The following is an 18,780-nucleotide window of genomic DNA, read 5'->3' as shown; positions in this document are numbered from 1 at the left end:
ACCCAGTTTTACTGGGTAAATTGGGTTTTTCAGCACAAAAAACTAAAAAGGCCCAATAATTCGTCGGATTACTCCTAAATTGATTTAATGGTACACAGAGGAGTGAATTTTTACGGCAGGGGGTTGTCCGTCGACACAAAAGGGGCTGATCTGGGGCTTCATGATGAAGCCGTAAGAGCCACCCACTTCGGCTGCAACCTGCAATCTTTTACGGTCTGTATCATTCAATTCAGGCAGCCATCCGAGCACCACACTGTAATTTCCGGTCAATAAGGCGCGTTCCATAGCGTCGACGGAAGCAATGCCTTGAAGCTGACTCACCTGAACTATTTTATCAACCGGCAGTCCGGACTGCGCTAACCAGCGACGGCTCAACTTTTGGGTGGGAGTGAGCCACAGCAGCCAGCGAGACTGCTCACCCAAATGGTGCAGCAGCGGCAAAAGCAACTGAGTTAATGCAGGCTGATTTTCACTATAGACGAACTCGCTGAGTAAGCCACTGTTAGCGGTGGAATTTTGGCACTTTGGGCCCGCATTAGGGGTTATGGAGTGCTGGCTAAAATGAGGGTGCTGACGATGATGAGTTCGCATAGTGTTGTTCCACCAGTGAGTTACTGTATGGATATACAGTACTGCTACTGTGGTGAGAGATCAACCTAAATTTTCCAAGACGTCTCGCAATTCTCACTGTAACTCGACAGCAAACGGACTTTACGTTAGGTGGCTTCCCCCGCTTTGCGTATTTTGCTGGTAGCGTTTCACGTTACTTCTCTTCGGCAGTTTATGCGCATAAGCGATAAGGAAATCAACATGTTAAAAGATACTCAAGAAATGGTCGATCAGACGACAGAACTTCTCCTGCCATTGGGGCCTGTTCACAGCCGACCTCAGTTTGGCGGCTACAGCCTCTCTTCGCGCGGGGCAATGTTTGCCATCGTTTCCGAAGGGGAACTCTATCTGCGGGCGACGCAGGACAACGAAAATAGGATGAGAGCGCTGTCGATGCAGCAGTTCGTTTATTACAAACGGGGAATGGATATTTTGTTGCGCTATTTTCGAGTGAACGAGGCGTTGTGGCAAGAACCAGATCAGCTCATCGCGTTGGCCGATGAATCAATCAGGGGAATGGAAAATGAAAAGGCGGCCCGTAACGATCAGCCGCGCAGATTGAAAGACCTGCCGAACATTAATCTGACGCTGGAGCGCATACTGTGGCAAATCGGGGTGAAAGACTCGGCCGAGCTGCGCAATCAGGGGGCGATTAGTACCTACGTGAAGATCTGCACGTTAAAGAAGGAGCTGGGTCTCGGGACGCTGCTGGCGCTTGAAGGAGCGATTCTAGGCTTTCACAAATCTGTTTTACCTCCTCAGTCGCACACCCAGCTGCTTACTTGGTTCAATAATTTTCAGCAGGATGAGAGAGGGATAATCGTGTAACGCGGGGCCAGCAGGAAATATCTCCCGCTGGCCCAACGAAAATTAGACCGCGAGTGGAGCCTCTGAAGGCGCAATTTTGCTGTTGAGGCTGGTAAGTTCCGGCAGATGCTCCATTAATAGCCTGATCTGCTGTAAAACCAGCTGCTCTTTAGTATCGGAAGCCGAGGTTTTGGCCTCGATTTGTGCAGAAAGCGTCGGCAGCGTGATATGAAGGTGCGCAGGCTGGTGGTGATTCAGCGCATTATCAATGAAGTGCGTCGCGTCACTGAGCAGGCCGAGCATTTCCGTATCTTCAAGCTTTTCACGATGCGCGCCGAGCGCCGAAATATAGCTGAGCATGGTGTGATTCAGACACAGCAGGCGGAAGGCGGCATCAAGCGTCTCGGCATCGTTATCTTTTTCGGAGGTCATGTTTGAAACCACCGAAGCCAGCTCGGCATCGCAATTATGCGCATCGCGGCGTGCTATCCGATAAGTCAGCCCATTATCTTTGCCGAAATGATACTGCTGCACCACGGCGTCAAGATAGCGGCAGTTAGCTTGAAACGTTTTATCAACCACCACCGGCAATTGGCGAAAGCGCCAGTCTGGCCAGAGATAACTTACGGCAAACCAGGCAATCAAACAGCCAATCAGCGTGTCGATAATGCGCGGCAGTGCGACCTCGAAGCCTTGTCCCATCAGGTTAAACAGCAGCAGCGCCAACAGCGTGATAAACATGGTGGCCTGCGCGTACTGAATATTACGAAAGGCAAAGAACAACATGCCGCAGATAACAATCAAGATCAGCTGGCCTTCGAGCGAAGGAATGAAATAAAGGATTGGAATGCCGAGCGCCACGCCAGCCAGCGTGCCCACGACTCGCAATGCCAAACGTCGCCGCGTGGCGCTGTAATTAGGCTGGCAGACAAACAGGCTAGTCAGCAAAATCCAGTATCCGTGGTCCAATCCGCTGAATTTAATGAACATATAGCCCGTTAACAGCACGGCCGACATGCGCACGGCATGGCGAAACAGCGCCGATTTCGGCGTGATATGGCGGGAAATTCGCAGCCAGATATCCTGAAACCCGTTGATTTTATCATCGGCAAAAGTGTTTGGACCTGCGTCTTCCGACAACGCCTGTTCCGATTCGATATTTGACAGCTGGGCATCGATAGCCCGCAGATTTTTGAGCAGATGACGCAGAGCTTTTATCAGACTGCTTTCCGGTTCAAGCGCCGTTTCGCGCTCGATAGCTTCGCCGAGCCGGAGAAATGCGCGTTCAAACAGCGGGTTATGTTGGTAACTCTGGCGATAAAGAATACATTGCGAAAGCTGCTGGCAGGCCGTCGATTGCATACTCATCAGTCGTTGCAAGCGAAACAGGATATCCGTCTGATGAAAACGGGCGTGCAGTTTTTGGTATTGCACGTGAATCGAGCTGGCCCGCTCGTGAATATCCTGCGCGACAAAGTAATATTGCAGCGTTCTGCGGGTGCCTTTTTGGCCGCGATCCCCTTTTAAGCGGCTTTGCAACGCCGTTTTGGTTTCGTTTAGCGTCGTTACCAACTGGCCGTTAGCCATCGCTAAGTTAATGAGCTGCCTGGAATTATTGTCTTCCTGATCGGGATCGAACATGTTGGATTTGGCATCAAGATAGGTTGCCAAACGCTGATAGCAGCGGGAAATATGTTCCTGCAATGGCTGAATCGGCAGCACCAGATGGCCAACCAAGGTCAGCAGGTAGTACCACAGCGCGCCAACAATCAGTAATACCGACTGTTCGTACCACACCTGATAAACATTATTAATGCCGAGCATGGTATAGATGGCAATCAGCAGCGCGCCGAAGGCAATCGTGGCGTAGCGCTGCCCCAACGCGCCCAATAAAATAAAGCCGCAGCTCGACAGGGTAAGGCCCACGGCAAACAGCCACGGATACGGGAACAGCAGCACCACCGAAACCGAGGCGATGAAAAAAGAAACCAGCGTAATCAGCAGATTACGCAGTCTTCCGGCCAGGCGATCGTCAAGGTCGCTCAGTCCCGCGGCCACCACGCCCAAGGTGAGCGGGATGGTCAGCTTAGGTTCGGAAAGCAACCATGGCGCGACAACGGTCCCCGCAAGGGCGATAAAAATGCGCATGCTGTACAGCAGATTGCTGTTATAGGCATAGCGCCGTAGGCCGGTTGCAATTGAGAGCACGTAAAAACTCCAGCAATAAAGTGAACAATATTATTCAATCAGATAAATAATCAAATCAGGCTATTAGCGAATTCGCCCACCGTTTCTCAGACGTGCTGCACTCGCTTCGCGCGCCTGCTTTGCCAGCTCGACCGAAACCACGCGGCGTCCAACGGGCCACAGGGCAATCGCGGCAATTTTAAAATTGGCAATGCCAACGGGAATACCAATAATGCTGATACATTGCACAATACCCGTGGCAATATGCGAAAGACACAGCCACCAGCCGAAAAACACCAGCCAGAAAATATTCAGCAGCGTTCCGCCGCCAGAGAGCACGGCATTGCGTCTTTCAGGATAAAGTTCATCGACGTGGATGGCCTCGTTGCCAAAAGGCAGAAACGACAGGCGGGTAATCTCCCAGCAGGAGCGGGTCAGAGGCAGGGTAAAAATCAGCACGATGCTCACCAGCGTGGCAAATAGCCAGGCCAGCGTAGTGAAAAATCCGCCCAGAACGAAATTTAGAATATTCAAGATAGTACGCATAAAAAGTCCCGTCTTTGATTTAAGCTTTCCAACGCCATTGCGTTACGTTAATCCTACTCTCCTGTATTCTACCTTGTTTTTGATACTGGAGCGCCACTGCCGATCGCAGGTAAACTGCATTGGGCTCTCGCTCATAAAATTAAAAAATATGGCGCATTAACATGGAACTGAAATCGACATCAATTGGCAAACATCTGGCACAGCATCCTTACAATCGGGTGCGGCTTCTTAACGCAGGCGTCGAAGTCAGTGGCAGTAAGCATCAATACCTTATTCCTTTTAACCAGCTTATGCAGATTCGCTGCAAACGAGGCATCGTCTGGGGCGAGCTGGAGTTTGAGCTGCCTGACCAGAAAGTGGTGCGTCTTCACGGCACCGAATGGCAGGAAACGCAGCAATTTTATCAGCACCTGCTGAAAATATGGCAAAGCTGGAGCCTTGAAATGAGTGAGGTCAGCGCCGGCGTTTTACAGCAGCAGATTGAAAAAATCACCCGAATTGAACAGCAGGATCAGTGGTTTAAGCGTAGCCGTCTCGCCGACGTACAACAGCAGATCCAGACCGCTTTTGAGGCGATTCCGGTGCCCGTTGAACGTTTAAGCGAATTTGAAAACTGCCGTGATGATTACGCGATCTGCCTGCGCTGGTTAAAGCAGGGCGCGCAAAGCGTGGTGCAGCGTAATCAGGAGTGGACCGATAACGTCATCGCCGACAACCGTGATTTCTTTGATAGCGTTGAAACGACGCCGCTCAACAGCAGCCAATGTCGCGCCGTAGTTAATGGTGAAGATTCGGTGCTGGTGCTCGCGGGCGCGGGCAGCGGCAAAACCTCCGTGCTGGTGGCGCGCGCAGGCTGGCTGTTACGGCGTCAGGAAGCGTTGCCGGAGCAGATTTTACTGCTGGCTTTTGGTCGTCAGGCCGCCGATGAAATGAACCTGCGCATTAAATCCCGCCTGCAGGTTGAAGGTATCAAAGCCAAGACTTTTCACGCTCTGGCGCTGCACATTATTCAGGAAGGCAGCAAGAAAACGCCAAAAATCAGCAAGCTGGAAACCGACAGCAAGGCGCGTCGACAACTGTTGGTGAAAGCCTGGCAGCAGCAGTGTGCCGAGAAAAAAGCGCAGGCCAGCGGCTGGCGGCAGTGGCTCACCGATGAGCTTGAGTGGGAAGTGCCGGAAGGTGATTTTTGGAAAAACAAGGCGTTGGCCGAAAGGCTTGGCGGGCGACTGGAACGCTGGTTGGGATTAATGCGCAGTCACGGCGGCAGTCAGGCCGAAATGATTGAGCAGGCGACGGATGAGACGCGTGAGCTCTTTCAAAAACGCGTTCGTTTGATGGCGCCTTTACTCAAAGCGTGGAAAGCCAAACTCAAAGAAGAGGACGCCGTCGACTTTTCCGGTTTGATCCATCAAGCGATTAATATTCTTGATAAAGGCCGCTTTATCAGCCCGTGGAAACACATTCTGGTTGATGAATTCCAAGACATTTCGCCACAGCGCGCCCAGCTACTCGCGGCGCTGCGCAAGCAAAATAGCCAAACCTGCCTGTTTGCCGTCGGCGATGACTGGCAGGCCATTTACCGGTTTAGCGGCGCTGAACTGCAATTAACCACCGCGTTTGCCGAGAATTTTGGTGAAGGCGCACAGTGCGCGCTCGACACGACCTATCGTTTTAACGATCGCATCGGCGAGATTGCCAACCGTTTTATTCTGCAAAATCCGCATCAGTTAACTAAGCCGTTGAACAGCCTGACTAAGGGCAATAAAAAGAACGTGGTGATTCTGCCCGACGATCAGCTCGAAAAATTACTCGATAAGTTAAGCGGTTTTGCCGAGGATGACGACAAGATTCTGGTGTTATCGCGCTATCATCATCTTCGCCCCGACGCGCTGCAAAAAGCCGCCACGCGCTGGCCTAAACTGAACCTTGAATTTATGACCATTCATGCCAGCAAAGGTCAGCAGGCAGAATATGTAATAATTGTCGGGCTACACGAGGGTAACGACGGATTCCCGGCCGCCGCGCGTGAATCGGTAATGGAGGATGTTTTATTGCCCGAGCCGGAAGATTTTGCCGACGCCGAAGAGCGCCGCCTGCTGTATGTCGCGATGACCCGCGCGCGACATCAGGTATGGTTGATGCAAGATAAATCCCGACCGTCGATTTTTGTAGAACAGCTCGAAGCTCTCGGCGTGCCTTCCCAGCGCAAGCCCTGATCTTTCGCTAAGCCCATCATGTAGCAAAAGATTTGCACGGCTAATCCCGCGGCGTCTTTAAACCCCCGCGAGATTAGCCGTGCAAAACTTACTTCAAACGCTCTTGCAGATAACGCTGATAGTCAGGAATGCTGACCTCGACATCCTGTTTAAACAGCGGCGACTGAATCAAAAAGTCGGCGGTAGAACGATTATTAGCCACCGGAATATTCCACACCGTCGCCAGTCTTAGCAACGCTTTAACGTCCGGGTCGTGCGGCACGGCGTTTAACGGATCCCAGAAGAAGATCAGCACGTCAATTTTCCCTTCAGAAATCAACGCGCCCACCTGCTGGTCGCCGCCCATCGGCCCGCTGAGCATGCTAATCACCGGCAGGCCGGTATTTCTTTGCACCAGATTTCCGGTAGTGCCCGTCGCGTAAAGCGTATGTTCGCCAAGCTGCGCCTTGTTGGCCTCGACCCAGCTCAGTAAATTGCTTTTACAGTGGTCGTGAGCAACCAACGCAATATGTTTTAGTTTTTTGATTGTGCGGGTGGTGTATTCCATCAGCCTGACCTTTAAAAAGAGGAGGCTAATAGATTACTTAAACTCGGATTTTGTGGAAAGCGTTTCAACGATAAACGGCGCGGTCAGTGAGAGAAGAGTGATGGCGGTCAGTTTACTGGGCGAGTATTTCACGCGGCGCGACGTTGGAAGAGGCGCTGGGCTGCAAAATTGACCAGAGAGAAAGCGACAGCGAGGCGCTGGTGTCATCACCTAAACTCGCCTGCGCTGAACCACCGTGCGCAAAACTCGACAGCACGGCACTTTTTTTGCTCAGCGCAAAAGCGGGAATTGATGCAGCGTGGCCCGAAAGATTGTAGCGCGTCATCGCGGCTTCAAAATTTTGCGGATGACTGACTTTAATTTCCGACAGCCAGTCCTGGCGATAGCTCACCTGATGACCTTTTTCATCCAGCAGGGTGATGTTCATTTTCTTGCTGAATTCGCGGCCGTCTTGAAAAGTCGCTAGCGCGGGCAGGCTGATACTGACGGCGTGCATATTTTGTGCATTAAACGCGACGATAATTGCGGGCGAATGATAAGCCTCATTTCCGCTGTTCTCGGCAGGCAGATTTTTACTGATTTGAAACAGCAGCTGATGCTGACCGGCATCAAGCTCGAGGCTGTCCGCGCCTTTTAAAATAGGGCCTGAAACTTGGCGGCCGTCGACCACCAGCAGATCGATCTCTGGCGATAGCTTCAGGCTTAACGCGTAAGCAGGGGCTATCAGGCTTGCCATTAAAATACCGGCAAGCATAAAACCAAGATTCATCATTCGCTCCAGACCTCCATTACTGACTGGCTCATTATTCAATAATGCTAAAGGTGTGTCAAAGTTTTACAAAATGTATTTTATCGCTCGCGATTGAAACACCTGTGAGTTTGAGAAGCGCATTTAAAATCGGTTGGATTAGGCAGACTGAATTACACTTAACGTGAACTCTACAAAAGGGGATAACACCGTGCACGATAGCGAAATTTCTCAAATACTAAAAAAAATCAAAACGATAGCGTTAGTAGGGGCCAGCGATAATCCTTCACGGCCAAGTTATGGCGTAATGAAATATCTCTTGGATGAGGGTTACGAGGTGACGCCGGTAAGCCCAAAATTGGCGGGGCAAACGTTGTTAGGTCAAAAGGTCGTCGCGACGTTGGCGGATATTAACCATCCTGTGGATATGGTCGACGTTTTCCGAAATCCTGAGGCAGCTTACGGCGTAGCGCAGGAGGCTATCGCTATCGGCGCAAAAGTGTTGTGGCTGCAAATTGGCGTGATCAATGAACAGGCCGCCGTGCTGGCGAAAAATGCGGGGATGCAGGTGGTGATGGACCGATGTCCGAAAATCGAAATTCCAAGGCTTGGATTAAGCGCGTAGCGCTGGACGGGGTAATTCAAATTTAACGATACGTAGTTAACGTAGTTAAAATTCAGCCAAACGTCGCGAACCAAAATAGTGAAAGACAGTGAAGTTCAGACGAAAAAAAACCGGTCTGCGAGGACCGGTTTTAAAACGCTTGAGCGGGCGATTAGTTTCGCAGGCGTGGCGCCTGCAATTGGCTGCGAACGGATTCTGCCAGTTCGTCCATCGAGCTCTGCTCGGGATGCGGCACGCGGGCTTCATGATCAATCTGAATTTCGGCCAAATAAGTATGAACCGGTTCGCCGTCATCATCTTCCATGACGACGTGATACCACGGCGCGGCGCGCATCTGATCGTCTGCATCAATTTCGGTGGCGGCAGGCTTGTCGAGTGAATATTCTGCATCCACATCAATTACGACCCCAAGAGAACCTAGCATCCGATGGCGAACTTGCTGACCAATGCCGAATTTACTGGTGACCCCATATTTGCTTGCAAGCATTATGACCTCCTCAAAATTGCTACTTAATAGAGGATATGGGGTCAAACGGTCACTTTTCAAGCCCTATCGCTTTCAATTTACTGAATCAAGCCGTCACTAAACAGGCAAAGCCTTTCAAATACAGGCCTTCCGGATAAGCACCGGTCACCGGGTGATCGGCGGCCTGACGGAACTGCTCGACGAACTGAATTTCGCGATGGGCGTCGAGCGCGGCGTCAGCCAGGATCTTTTGGAACAGATCGGTCGACAGCAGGCCAGAGCATGAGAAGCTCAGCAAAATCCCGCCCGGACGCAGCAGCTGCAATGCCAACATGTTGATATCTTTATAGCCACGGCAGGCGCTCGCCAGCTGACTTTTATTTTCGATGAACTTCGGCGGGTCCATGACAATCATGTCGAACTGTTCGCCTTCGGCACGATATTTACGCAGCAGCTGGAACACGTCGTCACGCACGAAATCGACTTTCGACAAATCAAGCTTGTTAAGCTCGACGTTCTTTTTAGCGATATCCAGCGCATCCTGCGAAGTATCGACGTTGGTCACTTTTTCACAGCCACCCATCAGCGCGGAAATCGCAAAAGCGCCGGTATAAGAGAAGCAGTTCAACACTTTACGACCCGCAGCGTAATTACGCGCGGCGAGACGGCTGTCGCGCTGGTCTAGGTAGAAACCTGTTTTATGGCCACCTTTGATATCCACCAGCAGACTCATGCCGTGCTCTTGAATCGGCAGCAAATCCGGTGGCGTTTCGCCCACGATCAGACCCTGCGTCAGCTCGAGGCCCTCTTTTTTACGCACGGCAACGTCTGAACGATCGTAAATTGCGCATTCTGGATAGCAATGTTGCAGGGCGGTCAGCAGCGCGGCACGCTGATATTCAGCACCGGCAGAGAGCAGCTGAAGCACCAGGAAATTCTGGAAGCGGTCGATGGTGATACCCGGTAAACCGTCGGATTCACCGGCAATCAGGCGATAACCATCCAGGCCGTCGCGCTCGGCAACATAGTCACGCCAAAGCTGTGCCTGCTGCAAACGACGAATGAAGAATTCGATATTAATGTCTTCATCTTGCTTGAAGGTCCAGACGCGGGCGCGGATTTGCGACTCAGGTGAATACGCGGCGCGAGCCAGCCATTTTCCCTGATTGTCTACAATATCAATAGTCTCGCCGGAATGTGCCTTTCCTTCGACGCGAAGAACCGCCCCGGAAAATACCCACGGGTGGCGACGAAGAAGAGATTTTTCACGGCCTTTGGCCAGATACAAACGTGCAGTCATATAATTAGGTTCTGTCGGTGTGGAGACAAAAAAGAGCGACATTGTCCGAGCAAGAGAGTGAGATTGCAACGTATCAAATCGCTATGAGGAGATAATTATGCCAAAAACCAGTATAGCCGCGTATGTTTACGGACGCGTACAGGGCGTAGGCTTTCGCTATGCCACGCAGCAAAAGGCCAAACAGCTCGGATTAACGGGTTATACCCGAAATCTTGACGATGGCAGCGTCGAAGTCGTGGCCTGCGGCGAGCAAAACGTTATTGATAATTTGCTCGACTGGCTCAAGCAAGGCGGGCCGCAACATGCCAAAGTCGACAAAGTGCTGAGCGAGCCGAAAGCCGCGGCAGAATATGACGGTTTCAGCATCCGCCATTAATCGTCATATTTAAAACGGGCTATTAATGGGGACGAGCCGGTTAAATACACTTAACCGGCTTCGGCAAACCGGCAATTTTGGTCGCCTGCTTAGCGGGACCTTCCGGGAACAGGCGATAGAGATAGCGGCTATTGCCTTTCTCTTCGCCATATTTCTGTGCCATCGCCTTTACCAGCATGCGAATAGCAGGCGAGGTATTGAACTCCAGATAGAAGGCGCGGACAAAATTCACGACCTCCCAATGGGCATCGCTCAAGGTTATCCCTTCTTCGGCGGCAAGAATCGGCGCTAGCGCTTCATGCCAGTCGGCGCTGTTTTTGAGATAACCTTTGGCGTCGGTTTCAATAACCTGGCCGTTGAACTGCAACATATAACCTCTGAAATCTTGAAAGCAGGGGGCAAGTTTAGCAAAAAAGCGTCTTCAGCCAAATAAAAAGCCCCGCCAATGGCAGGGCTTCGAATTTTCTATAGAGGCAATTAATTACTGCGTGACAGGCCTAAGATGCTAAGCAGGCTGACGAAAACGTTGTACAGCGACACGTAAAGGCTGACCGTTGCGCGGATATAGTTGGTTTCGCCACCGTGAATAATATTGCTGGTCTCCCACAAAATTGCGCCCGCCGAGAACAGAATAAACAGGCAGCTAATTGCCAGCGACAGCGCCGGTATTTGCAGGAACAGGTTAGCAATAACCGCGACCAGCAGCACCACAAAGCCCGCCATCATCATACCCGACAGGAATGACATGTCTTTGCGTGTCGTTAAGACATAGGCCGAACAGCAGAAGAACACCAGCGCCGTGCCGCCGAGGGCCAGCATAATGATGTCACCCGCGCCGGCAGCCAGTAGAGAGCTTAGCATCGGACCCAGCGTGTATCCCATAAAACCGGTCAGTGCGAAGGCGCATAAAATACCGGCAGGGCGATCGGCCATGCGAAACGTCAGGAACATCAAGCCGTAAAAACTAACAATCGTCAGTAACATGCCCGGAGAAGGCAGCATTAACACGGTACTGGCGGCGGCGGTAATAGCAGAAACGCCCAACGTCAGCGCCAGCATGAAATAAGTGTTACGCAGCACGCGGTGGGTGCTCAGTAGCGAGCCTGCACGTGAAGCGGAAGAGGCAACGGTACGGTTCATTTTTTATAATCTCGCTTGTCGACAAAAGTGAAGTCGGTGAAAAAGCATTCAGAGTAGGATAATAGATAGTTGCCACGGGTGATTAAAGTGGGTTTACCCATCTTTACCACTACAGCCTGTTCTTTACCGAAAATGAATAAGTAGAATCGAGATAAGATGATTTTTGATGAACCGGAGGCTATAAGACTCCCTTTTTGGCGACAAAAACGGCAATTAATCGCTGAAAGGCTACTTTTACAGCAAATGAATAAAATCCGGCTTTACAACCGGATCGCCTATGTTTATAGTGCGTTCCGTTGCGGAGGGGTGGCCGAGCGGCTGAAGGCACCGGTCTTGAAAACCGGCGATGGGAAACCATTCGAGAGTTCGAATCTCTCCTCCTCCGCCATAAACAACACAAGAAAGCTGCTAAGCAATTAGCGGCTTTTTTTGTATCTGCAATTTGGGAGTCGCTCATTTTTTGACGCCATAAAATGAAAAGCCAGCCCTAAGGCTGGCTTAGTGATAATACGGGTGCGCCTGTATCCTTGCCTCGCAACATCTAGGTTTCATAACAAAATAGCGGGAGCGAACCCCCGCCATTGAGTTTGCTTCTTACTGTTAAGAATTGCAGGTCATCAACGCTATGACCTTCATTGTTGGACTTGTGATGTGTAATTCACAAAGCGTATCCCTTGTCATCCACGTAAACAGTAAAACGGTTACGAAGAAACCCATCACAATGATAACAGTGAGTTTTGATAGCATAGTCTGACCTCTTGGTTCTTGCCTTTCGGCAGGTAAGAGGCTAACCTGACGTTGTCTGGCGTCAAGAAGGCCTCGATTTGAATAACTTCATTTCGGGGCTTTTCTCTTTCTGCCGTCACATCTCTTCTACAACATTTACCTTGCTGAACTACCTAATCACTTCGATAAAACACTCAGGTAAAACACCTCGGTAAAAAGCGTCGCGCTCGGACAAAAAGATCCAGAGCACCCAGACGCAGTCTACCCTCCTTCGCTTTCTCGGCCTATAAAATAATCATTTAATTCATACGTTTAATGATTTAAAACGCTGTGGATTTATTCTGTTATTCGTCTAATTTCAGCTTAATTTCAAGAGGCGCGAGGCATTTTGCCACGCGACGGCGTTACGTTCGGCATCAGTAATCTGCGCCGTTTTGATCCATTGCGTGGCTATCTCGGTTTTCTCAAACGGATAATCGATTGAGAACATCACGTTTTGTTCGCCTAATGAATCCAAAGCACAGCGCAACGCGGGATCTGAACAGACGCCCGAGGTGGTAATGACGATATTTTTGCGCGCGTAATAGGAGGGCGGATGCTGAAGCGTATATTTCAGATTTGCAGTTTCAATTCGGCTGTCGAGGCGCCACAGCTGAATCGGCAAGGTTTCGCCCATGTGCCCAAGAATAATTTTTGCACCCGGGAATCGATCAAAGGTGCCGCTAAAGATAAGCCTCAATGCATGGCTACAGGTCTCAACCGCCCAGCTCCAGACGGGCCCCCACATTTCGGGGTGATTGGCGTACATGTGTGAATAGTCGGGCGGATTGCCAGGATGAATATAAATCGGCACGTCGAGCGCCTGCACTCTTTCCCAAAACACGTCATAACGGCGATCGTCGAGATAGAGCCCGTCCGTTTCGCCATTAATCATCGCGCCCTGCATCTTAAGATGTTTTACACAGCGCTCTAGTTCGTCCGCGGCGGCTTTAGGATCTTGCATCGCGAGATGCGCAAATCCACCGTAACGTTTCGGGTTATGCTGCATCTCTTTGCCAAGCCGATCGTTCGCGTATCTCGCCAAACGAACCGCTTTCGCCACGTCAGGCTCAACCTGAACGCCCGGGCCTGACAGCGACAGCACGGCAAAATCGACGCCGTTTTTATCCATCACGTCTAAACGACCCTGCCCGAAATCCGACAAAATTGGCACGACTTTATCGAAGAGAGAAGGGCGGATATTCTGTCGCGTCTCGCCGAGATAGCCGACAAATTCCGGCAGCATAAAATGTTCTTCCAACGCGACAATTCGCTTTGGTGGCAATATCGCCGCCTCTTTGGCGTCAAGCATCGCGGCCTGAGCCACGCCGGAAACGGCCATCATCGCGCTTCCTCCCGTGGCAGCGGCCGTAGCGGCCACGGCGGCGTGGCGTAGAAAATCTCTTCTGTTGGTCATGAGGCATTCCTGTTTAAGACGTTAAATTTTATTCGGAAACGCTATTTAAGAAACGATATGTGTTTCTTAAATAAATATACGCCGCCTTAGGCAAGGTGCGAGGATCAATAAGTAAACGGATGTAAACGATACAGGGGAGGATTTTAGCGAGGCAGGCCAAGCAAAGGCGTCATGAGTGTCAGAACTTCTATTACGCGAGGGCGGATATCCAGTTCGGGAACCACAGGCAGCAGGCCAAGTGCAATGTCACGCAGCGTCGGCGCGATGATCAGCGCTTGCAGGTGTTTGGCGCCATTATCCGGCCAGCTTGCAATAATAAATCCGCGTGAGCGCTGGGCGATGAGCCACGAATCCAGCAGCTTGCCCGCGTTATCGATGCCGCTTTCGCGATACAAGGTGAGAAAATGGGTTTTATTTGCCGAATCGCTTTGTAGAAATTTAAACAACGCGATAGCGCGGTCGGAAAGCGCGCGCGCGGCCAAATCCACAAAAAATTGTTCAAGAATCGGTGCTACTTCGGCGGCGTGCTGCGGCGTGGGTAAGGTATATAACGTAAACGTCGAAGACCAGGCGAGAATGATGCTTTCGAGCAGCGCATTCCGATTGCTGTAGAAACGATAAAAGGTTTTTTTGGCCACGCCGGCAGTGCGCGAGATTTCATCTACCGAAAGCGTATCGAAATCTTTTTCTTGCAGCAGCAGAAAAGCGGCATTGTGGATTTTATCGATTAATTCTTCTTCCGGAACGGCAGGGCGGCCACGACCGGCAGGCAAAGTGCCTGATATTTTTGACGAAGCGTTCACAACACCTCCTTTTGGCTTGAGCCGCCATTGTAAGTTCCGTGGGCAACGTTAGGCAATGTTGTTTAACTGTCTCAATAGGTTGACGATTTTTTTTACAGCCTTTGACTGCAAAAGCGTCAATTTTTATGCCAAGTAAAATAAATCGCAAAAAAATTGAATTTACGCCTGTTTTTCAAGCAAATGAACAACACGATGCTTTACAACCGGATCGCCTAAGTTTATAGTGCGTTCCGTTGCGGAGGGGTGGCCGAGCGGCTGAAGGCACCGGTCTTGAAAACCGGCGATGGGAAACCATTCGAGAGTTCGAATCTCTCCTCCTCCGCCATAAACAACACAAGAAAGCTGCTAAGCAATTAGCGGCTTTTTTTGTGTCTGTAATTTGGGAATCATCAAGTCAACTCAACTCTTCTCTCTAGTCGCGCTTATTTCTTTTTAGCTGGCATGGCTTGTGAATTGAGGGTTGGTGAATTGATAGCTTGCGAATGTTGCGCGGCCTGATGCCATAGCACGACGCTGCCTTCCGAATGTCCCGTTACCGGATCGGTTTCAGGCAAAGGTACTTTCGCCACCGCCGCCGCGCGTTCTTTCAGCTTTGCCGGCTCGTCGTGACACAAATCTGCCTTCACGTTTGGCGGATAAGCGCCCACCATCATAAAGTTTTCATCGGCTGAGATCTGTTTGTGGCCCACGCCTGCAGGCAGCAGGATCACATCCCCCACATTGACCTCCAGGATCACCCCTTTTTCTCCGCCCAGTTGAATTTTGGCCGCGCCCGCAAACACGCCCAGCGCTTCGGGGGTGTTACTGTGAAAATGGGTAAACGTGTACACGCCGTAGCGCCACTGTGGCGGCCAGCCGTTGGTAGTAAACAGATGTTCCAGATAATCGGCGTTATCGACCGCATCGGGTGGAATAACGCGATGGTAAATCAATACCGGCAGCGGGCTGTTCGGCACACCGCCCTGCGCTTTATCAATTCGCATGACTTCCATCGCTACCTCTCTTGGCTCGGCAAAACTCCATCGCGATAACGCCATCAGCGGAACACAACCGAGCAGGGTACAAAAGCGACGTCTATCCAGCTGCATGGGCACTGCTCCTTGTCCACGGGGGAGTTTGGCGTGGTGAGATACTCGATGCGCAAGGCACCAAAGTGGAATAAACCTGAGCGATCGGCAAATCTCTCAATGGTTTACCTTCATCAGGTATAGATCATAAAACGAGTAATATCACGTAAAAAAGCGTGCGGGCTGGTGGGTTTTTAGGCGTTATCAGGTTGAGAACGCTAGGAAAATCCCTAATTTGTGGCTCAACCTACAAATAAAAGTTATATAAAGTTGATTAATGACCATTTTCTTCTAGCCTTAGAAGGACATAAAGCACTTCGGGAGGAGAAGTCATGAATAAGAAAATGTTGGTTATAGTTGCTACAGCGGTATCAGTTCTTGCAGGTTGTCAGACTTACGATCGCGCCGCCAGCTACGTTAAAGAGCCGGTAGTCAGCGACGTTAAAGTCGGCATGACGCGTGCACAGGTTCGCGCCGTTGCAGGTCCACCATCTACCGAAGCAACCCTTATCCACGCGAAAGGGACTTGCCAGACTTATGCCGTTGCCCCACGTGATGGCAAAGCACAGACCTATTTCGTAAGCTACAACGATATGGGTAAAGTGATGAACAAAGGTTACCAGACCTGTTCAGATTACGATAAAGATCCACAGGCCGGTAGCTAATCTGCCTGTTCTGTAAGCCATTGTTTATAAATGAATAGCTTATAAATGATTGGCTTTATAGATGAAAAAAACCTGCTCATGTGGCAGGTTTTTTTATGGCTGATAATGGCTCATTGCAGCTTTATCAGGCCGCTTTGGTCACGATACGCACGCCGACTTTACTGACCCGCTTGCCGTCCATTTCGGCGATGGTCCAGGTTAGGCCGTCCCATTCAATATGGTCACCAATAACCGGCTCGCCGCCAAGTAGCTGAATCACAAAGTTACCTAAGGTCAGTGACTTATCAATGCTTTCGTCGAGATTCAGGCCATAGACCTGCGAAATAGCTTCGAGCGGCGCATCGGCTTCGAGAATAAAGTCACCGAAGAAGCGATCGTCCATCACCACGGCATTTGAATCGCTAAACAGCTTGCCTAGCTCCGGTAAATCTTTCTCCTGCCCGATAACGCAGAGAATGTCGCCCTCTTTCAAGCGCGTGCTGCCCGTCGGATGCAGCATGACCGTGCCGCGAAACAGCGCCGCAATCCGCGTTTCTTTAGGCATTTGCAGGTCACGTAGCGCCGCACCCACGCACCATTTCTCTGATCCTAGCTGATAAATAAAGTGTTCCCATTGGGTATAAATGTCGATATCCAGCCCAACGCGAGAGATTGGCGTTGGCGCGGGCGGAATAATCACCTTGGCTTTTTTCGCCGCGAAACCCAGCGAGGTGCCTTGCAGCAGCAGGGAAACCAGCACGATAAAGAACGCGACGTTAAAGTAAAGATGCGCCTGAGGAAGCCCGGCCATCATGGGGAACACGGCCAGAATAATCGGCACGGCACCACGCAGGCCGACCCACGAGATAAAGAAGCGTTCGCGCAGGGTAAAGTTGCGGAAGGGCAGCAGGCCGACGAACACGGAAAGCGGGCGGGCAAACAGAATCATCCACAGCGACAGCGCCAACGCCGAGAGTGCGATAGGCAGCAGATCGCTGGGCGTGAGCAGCAGTCCGAGCACCAAAAACATCGCAATCTGGGCAAGCCACGCCAAACCGTCGAAGGTCTGCATAATGCCGTGTTTATTGCGCACCGGCAGGTTACCCAGCATCAGTCCACAGAGATAAACCGCCAGAATGCCGCTGCCGTCGAGGCCTACGGTGGCCGCGTAAACGAGCAGGCCGCCGCTGAATGCCAGCAGCGGATAAAGCCCCGTCGGCAGCGTGACGCGATTGATCATCTGCTGCAACAGCCAGCCGCCGCCCAAGCCAAACGCAATGCCCAGACCAAATTGGCGAATAACGTCGATCAGGAACATCCAGCTGAGGCCGTGCTCGCCTTTGGCAATCATGTCGATCAGGGTAATGGTCAGGAAGACTGCCATCGGGTCATTGCTGCCCGATTCGATTTCCAGCGTCGCACTGACGCGTTCGTTTAAACCTTTGCCACCTATTAGCGAGAACACGGCGGCGGCGTCGGTGGAGCCGATAATCGCGCCTATCAGTAATCCCTGCATCAGATTGATGTGAAACAGCCATGCGGCGGCTAAACCGGTAAGGCCCGCCGTGATTAATACGCCGACGGTTGCCAGCGACAGCGCGGGCCACAGGGCAACGCGGAAAGAGGAGGCGCGGGTGCGCATTCCGCCGTCGAGCAAAATAACGGCGAGCGCAAGGTTACTGACCAGATAGGCGGCGGGATAGTTATCGAAGGCGATGCCACCGATACCATCTACGCCCGCCAGCATGCCGATGGCAAGAAAGATAACCAGAATGGGGATGCCAAGGCGTGAAGAGAGCGAGCTAAGTAGAATACTTGCTGCTACCAACAGAGCGCCGATAAAAAAAAGTGTGTTGATAGTACTCGCATCCAAGGGGGCGTTCTCCTGTCTAAACTACGGCTGTAATGCAGTAACTGTGCCAATTACTATAATGCTAATTTAACAGGAAATAGTGAAAGGCGCTGGCGAAACTGCGGATTTTTATTGACCCATAACCCAAGCTAATCAGTTGAAGCTTTTTTAAAGCTAAATCTGATTGATAGGGACAATCTGACGGATAAAATCCTTAGAAACGCTATGCTTATTAGTCATGAGTAGAATGACATTTATTCAACGACAACCGCGTCACGAAAGGAGAATGACTATGGCCGAATTCACCGGGATCCACCGTGAAGTCTTGCAGGACGGCACTATCAAGCACGTATTGGTGCGCGACGAGCAGGGCAACGAGATTATGAAAGCCGCGAAGGACTACATTTCAGAGGGGATCCGCCCACAACTGGAGGACCTACCCGAGGTGGAGACGGGATCGGAATACCCGCAGGATGCCAAAAACTAGTTTTTGAATTTTTAGATTTTGAAAATCTGAAGGCAAACTTTTTAAGTCTTTAAATTCAATTTTATATTCAAGTTCAAGTTCAAGTTCAACTGCATGCGCTTCGCTTACTGCGCGGCGGCGCAGACCGCCCAAAAGGTATGCCAAGGTGCACTGAACCCCAAAACTTGGACACCTGTTT

At 51.0% G+C, this 18,780-nt stretch carries 20 protein-coding genes and 2 tRNA genes; 8 read left to right on the top strand and 14 right to left on the bottom strand.

The window, feature by feature from the left end:
* Window positions 1-84: 84 nt before the first annotated feature.
* Window positions 85-591 (bottom strand): SOS-induced cell division inhibitor SulA, encoded by a 507-nt coding sequence (gene sulA, locus SC206_RS11205; protein WP_332737192.1) that lies wholly within the window; start codon window positions 589-591, stop codon window positions 85-87.
* Window positions 592-810: 219 nt separating this feature from the next.
* Here sulA and SC206_RS11200 point away from each other — a divergent pair, with 219 nt between their 5' ends.
* Window positions 811-1,437, top strand: coding sequence for a TfoX/Sxy family DNA transformation protein (locus tag SC206_RS11200; protein ID WP_332737190.1), 627 nt, complete (start codon window positions 811-813; stop codon window positions 1,435-1,437).
* Between the two features lie 42 nt (window positions 1,438-1,479).
* On the opposite strand, the gene yccS is transcribed toward SC206_RS11200, so the two are convergent.
* Together yccS and SC206_RS11190 are read right to left on the bottom strand one after the other, a co-directional pair.
* A complete protein-coding gene (gene yccS, locus SC206_RS11195; protein ID WP_332737188.1) occupies window positions 1,480-3,624 on the bottom strand; it encodes a YccS family putative transporter in 2,145 nt (714 codons plus the stop codon).
* A 63-nt stretch (window positions 3,625-3,687) separates the two neighbouring features.
* Window positions 3,688-4,149: a YccF domain-containing protein gene (locus SC206_RS11190; protein WP_332737187.1), complete on the bottom strand. Its 462-nt coding sequence runs from the start codon at window positions 4,147-4,149 to the stop codon at window positions 3,688-3,690.
* Window positions 4,150-4,310: 161 nt separating this feature from the next.
* Here SC206_RS11190 and helD point away from each other — a divergent pair, with 161 nt between their 5' ends.
* Entirely contained in the window at window positions 4,311-6,365 is a 2,055-nt protein-coding gene (gene helD, locus SC206_RS11185; protein ID WP_332737185.1) for a DNA helicase IV, read from the top strand.
* 88 nt (window positions 6,366-6,453) lie between these two features.
* Here the strand turns inward: helD and SC206_RS11180 are convergent, their stop codons facing one another.
* Together SC206_RS11180 and SC206_RS11175 are read right to left on the bottom strand one after the other, a co-directional pair.
* Complete coding sequence (locus SC206_RS11180; RefSeq protein ID WP_332737183.1) at window positions 6,454-6,912, bottom strand: methylglyoxal synthase; 459 nt, start codon at window positions 6,910-6,912, stop codon at window positions 6,454-6,456.
* A gap of 112 nt (window positions 6,913-7,024) precedes the next feature.
* On the bottom strand, window positions 7,025-7,684 hold the full coding sequence (locus tag SC206_RS11175) for a YccT family protein (RefSeq protein ID WP_332737181.1): 660 nt from the start codon (window positions 7,682-7,684) through the stop codon (window positions 7,025-7,027).
* A 187-nt stretch (window positions 7,685-7,871) separates the two neighbouring features.
* Here SC206_RS11175 and SC206_RS11170 point away from each other — a divergent pair, with 187 nt between their 5' ends.
* Window positions 7,872-8,285: a CoA-binding protein gene (locus tag SC206_RS11170; RefSeq protein WP_332737179.1), complete on the top strand. Its 414-nt coding sequence runs from the start codon at window positions 7,872-7,874 to the stop codon at window positions 8,283-8,285.
* Window positions 8,286-8,436: 151 nt separating this feature from the next.
* Here SC206_RS11170 and hspQ read toward each other — a convergent pair whose 3' ends face one another.
* Entirely contained in the window at window positions 8,437-8,772 is a 336-nt protein-coding gene (hspQ, locus tag SC206_RS11165) for a heat shock protein HspQ (protein ID WP_332737177.1), read from the bottom strand.
* Between the two features lie 85 nt (window positions 8,773-8,857).
* Window positions 8,858-10,051, bottom strand: coding sequence for a 23S rRNA (cytosine(1962)-C(5))-methyltransferase RlmI (rlmI, locus tag SC206_RS11160; protein WP_332737175.1), 1,194 nt, complete (start codon window positions 10,049-10,051; stop codon window positions 8,858-8,860).
* A 97-nt stretch (window positions 10,052-10,148) separates the two neighbouring features.
* Between rlmI and yccX the strand changes: the two genes are divergently transcribed.
* On the top strand, window positions 10,149-10,427 hold the full coding sequence (gene yccX / locus SC206_RS11155; RefSeq protein ID WP_332737173.1) for an acylphosphatase: 279 nt from the start codon (window positions 10,149-10,151) through the stop codon (window positions 10,425-10,427).
* Window positions 10,428-10,467: 40 nt separating this feature from the next.
* Here the strand turns inward: yccX and tusE are convergent, their stop codons facing one another.
* Together tusE and yccA are read right to left on the bottom strand one after the other, a co-directional pair.
* Window positions 10,468-10,797, bottom strand: coding sequence for a sulfurtransferase TusE (tusE, locus tag SC206_RS11150; protein ID WP_332737170.1), 330 nt, complete (start codon window positions 10,795-10,797; stop codon window positions 10,468-10,470).
* Window positions 10,798-10,904: 107 nt separating this feature from the next.
* Complete coding sequence (gene yccA / locus SC206_RS11145) at window positions 10,905-11,567, bottom strand: FtsH protease modulator YccA (protein WP_332737168.1); 663 nt, start codon at window positions 11,565-11,567, stop codon at window positions 10,905-10,907.
* Between the two features lie 300 nt (window positions 11,568-11,867).
* Between yccA and SC206_RS11140 the strand changes: the two genes are divergently transcribed.
* Window positions 11,868-11,955 (top strand) — tRNA-Ser (locus SC206_RS11140).
* Window positions 11,956-12,167: 212 nt separating this feature from the next.
* Here SC206_RS11140 and SC206_RS11135 read toward each other — a convergent pair.
* The 3 genes from SC206_RS11135 to SC206_RS11125 all read right to left on the bottom strand — a co-directional run bounded on the left by SC206_RS11135 (window position 12,168) and on the right by SC206_RS11125 (window position 14,552).
* Window positions 12,168-12,284, bottom strand: coding sequence for a Hok/Gef family protein (locus SC206_RS11135; protein WP_332737371.1), 117 nt, complete (start codon window positions 12,282-12,284; stop codon window positions 12,168-12,170).
* A 367-nt stretch (window positions 12,285-12,651) separates the two neighbouring features.
* Window positions 12,652-13,749 carry an amidohydrolase family protein gene (locus SC206_RS11130; protein WP_332737166.1) on the bottom strand — a complete coding sequence of 366 codons (1,098 nt, stop codon included), beginning with the start codon at window positions 13,747-13,749 and terminating at the stop codon, window positions 12,652-12,654.
* A gap of 143 nt (window positions 13,750-13,892) precedes the next feature.
* Window positions 13,893-14,552 carry a TetR/AcrR family transcriptional regulator gene (locus tag SC206_RS11125; RefSeq protein ID WP_332737164.1) on the bottom strand — a complete coding sequence of 220 codons (660 nt, stop codon included), beginning with the start codon at window positions 14,550-14,552 and terminating at the stop codon, window positions 13,893-13,895.
* Between the two features lie 237 nt (window positions 14,553-14,789).
* Here SC206_RS11125 and SC206_RS11120 point away from each other — a divergent pair.
* A tRNA-Ser gene (locus SC206_RS11120) sits at window positions 14,790-14,877 on the top strand.
* A gap of 97 nt (window positions 14,878-14,974) precedes the next feature.
* On the opposite strand, the gene SC206_RS11115 is transcribed toward SC206_RS11120, so the two are convergent.
* Window positions 14,975-15,640: a cupin gene (locus SC206_RS11115; protein ID WP_332737162.1), complete on the bottom strand. Its 666-nt coding sequence runs from the start codon at window positions 15,638-15,640 to the stop codon at window positions 14,975-14,977.
* Window positions 15,641-15,951: 311 nt separating this feature from the next.
* Here SC206_RS11115 and osmE point away from each other — a divergent pair, with 311 nt between their 5' ends.
* Complete coding sequence (gene osmE / locus SC206_RS11110) at window positions 15,952-16,284, top strand: osmotically-inducible lipoprotein OsmE (RefSeq protein ID WP_332737160.1); 333 nt, start codon at window positions 15,952-15,954, stop codon at window positions 16,282-16,284.
* A 124-nt stretch (window positions 16,285-16,408) separates the two neighbouring features.
* Here the strand turns inward: osmE and SC206_RS11105 are convergent, their stop codons facing one another.
* Window positions 16,409-18,136 (bottom strand): potassium/proton antiporter, encoded by a 1,728-nt coding sequence (locus SC206_RS11105; RefSeq protein WP_332737158.1) that lies wholly within the window; start codon window positions 18,134-18,136, stop codon window positions 16,409-16,411.
* Window positions 18,137-18,353: 217 nt separating this feature from the next.
* Here SC206_RS11105 and SC206_RS11100 point away from each other — a divergent pair, with 217 nt between their 5' ends.
* Window positions 18,354-18,602, top strand: coding sequence for a hypothetical protein (locus SC206_RS11100; RefSeq protein ID WP_332737156.1), 249 nt, complete (start codon window positions 18,354-18,356; stop codon window positions 18,600-18,602).
* The last annotated feature ends 178 nt before the right edge of the window (window positions 18,603-18,780 follow it).

Origin of the sequence: Rouxiella sp. T17 (assembly GCF_036663475.1) — a bacterium.
GTDB lineage: Bacteria > Pseudomonadota > Gammaproteobacteria > Enterobacterales > Enterobacteriaceae > Rouxiella.
Note: the sequence above shows the minus strand (reverse complement) of the source record. Positions and strands in the feature narration are given on the sequence as shown.

Excerpts from the sequence above, each read along its gene's own strand:
- tusE (WP_332737170.1), bottom strand. The coding sequence starts at position 10,797 with ATGTTGCAGTTCAACGGCCAGGTTATTGAAACCGACGCCAAAGGTTAT.
- SC206_RS11175 (WP_332737181.1), bottom strand. The coding sequence starts at position 7,684 with ATGATGAATCTTGGTTTTATGCTTGCCGGTATTTTAATGGCAAGCCTG.
- SC206_RS11115 (WP_332737162.1), bottom strand. The coding sequence starts at position 15,640 with ATGCAGCTGGATAGACGTCGCTTTTGTACCCTGCTCGGTTGTGTTCCG.
- SC206_RS11130 (WP_332737166.1), bottom strand. The coding sequence starts at position 13,749 with ATGACCAACAGAAGAGATTTTCTACGCCACGCCGCCGTGGCCGCTACG.
- helD (WP_332737185.1), top strand. The coding sequence starts at position 4,311 with ATGGAACTGAAATCGACATCAATTGGCAAACATCTGGCACAGCATCCT.
- hspQ (WP_332737177.1), bottom strand. The coding sequence starts at position 8,772 with ATGCTTGCAAGCAAATATGGGGTCACCAGTAAATTCGGCATTGGTCAG.
- yccA (WP_332737168.1), bottom strand. The coding sequence starts at position 11,567 with ATGAACCGTACCGTTGCCTCTTCCGCTTCACGTGCAGGCTCGCTACTG.
- osmE (WP_332737160.1), top strand. The coding sequence starts at position 15,952 with ATGAATAAGAAAATGTTGGTTATAGTTGCTACAGCGGTATCAGTTCTT.
- sulA (WP_332737192.1), bottom strand. The coding sequence starts at position 591 with ATGCGAACTCATCATCGTCAGCACCCTCATTTTAGCCAGCACTCCATA.
- SC206_RS11135 (WP_332737371.1), bottom strand. The coding sequence starts at position 12,284 with ATGGGTTTCTTCGTAACCGTTTTACTGTTTACGTGGATGACAAGGGAT.
- SC206_RS11190 (WP_332737187.1), bottom strand. The coding sequence starts at position 4,149 with ATGCGTACTATCTTGAATATTCTAAATTTCGTTCTGGGCGGATTTTTC.
- yccX (WP_332737173.1), top strand. The coding sequence starts at position 10,149 with ATGCCAAAAACCAGTATAGCCGCGTATGTTTACGGACGCGTACAGGGC.
- SC206_RS11100 (WP_332737156.1), top strand. The coding sequence starts at position 18,354 with ATGAGTAGAATGACATTTATTCAACGACAACCGCGTCACGAAAGGAGA.
- SC206_RS11200 (WP_332737190.1), top strand. The coding sequence starts at position 811 with ATGTTAAAAGATACTCAAGAAATGGTCGATCAGACGACAGAACTTCTC.
- rlmI (WP_332737175.1), bottom strand. The coding sequence starts at position 10,051 with ATGACTGCACGTTTGTATCTGGCCAAAGGCCGTGAAAAATCTCTTCTT.
- SC206_RS11180 (WP_332737183.1), bottom strand. The coding sequence starts at position 6,912 with ATGGAATACACCACCCGCACAATCAAAAAACTAAAACATATTGCGTTG.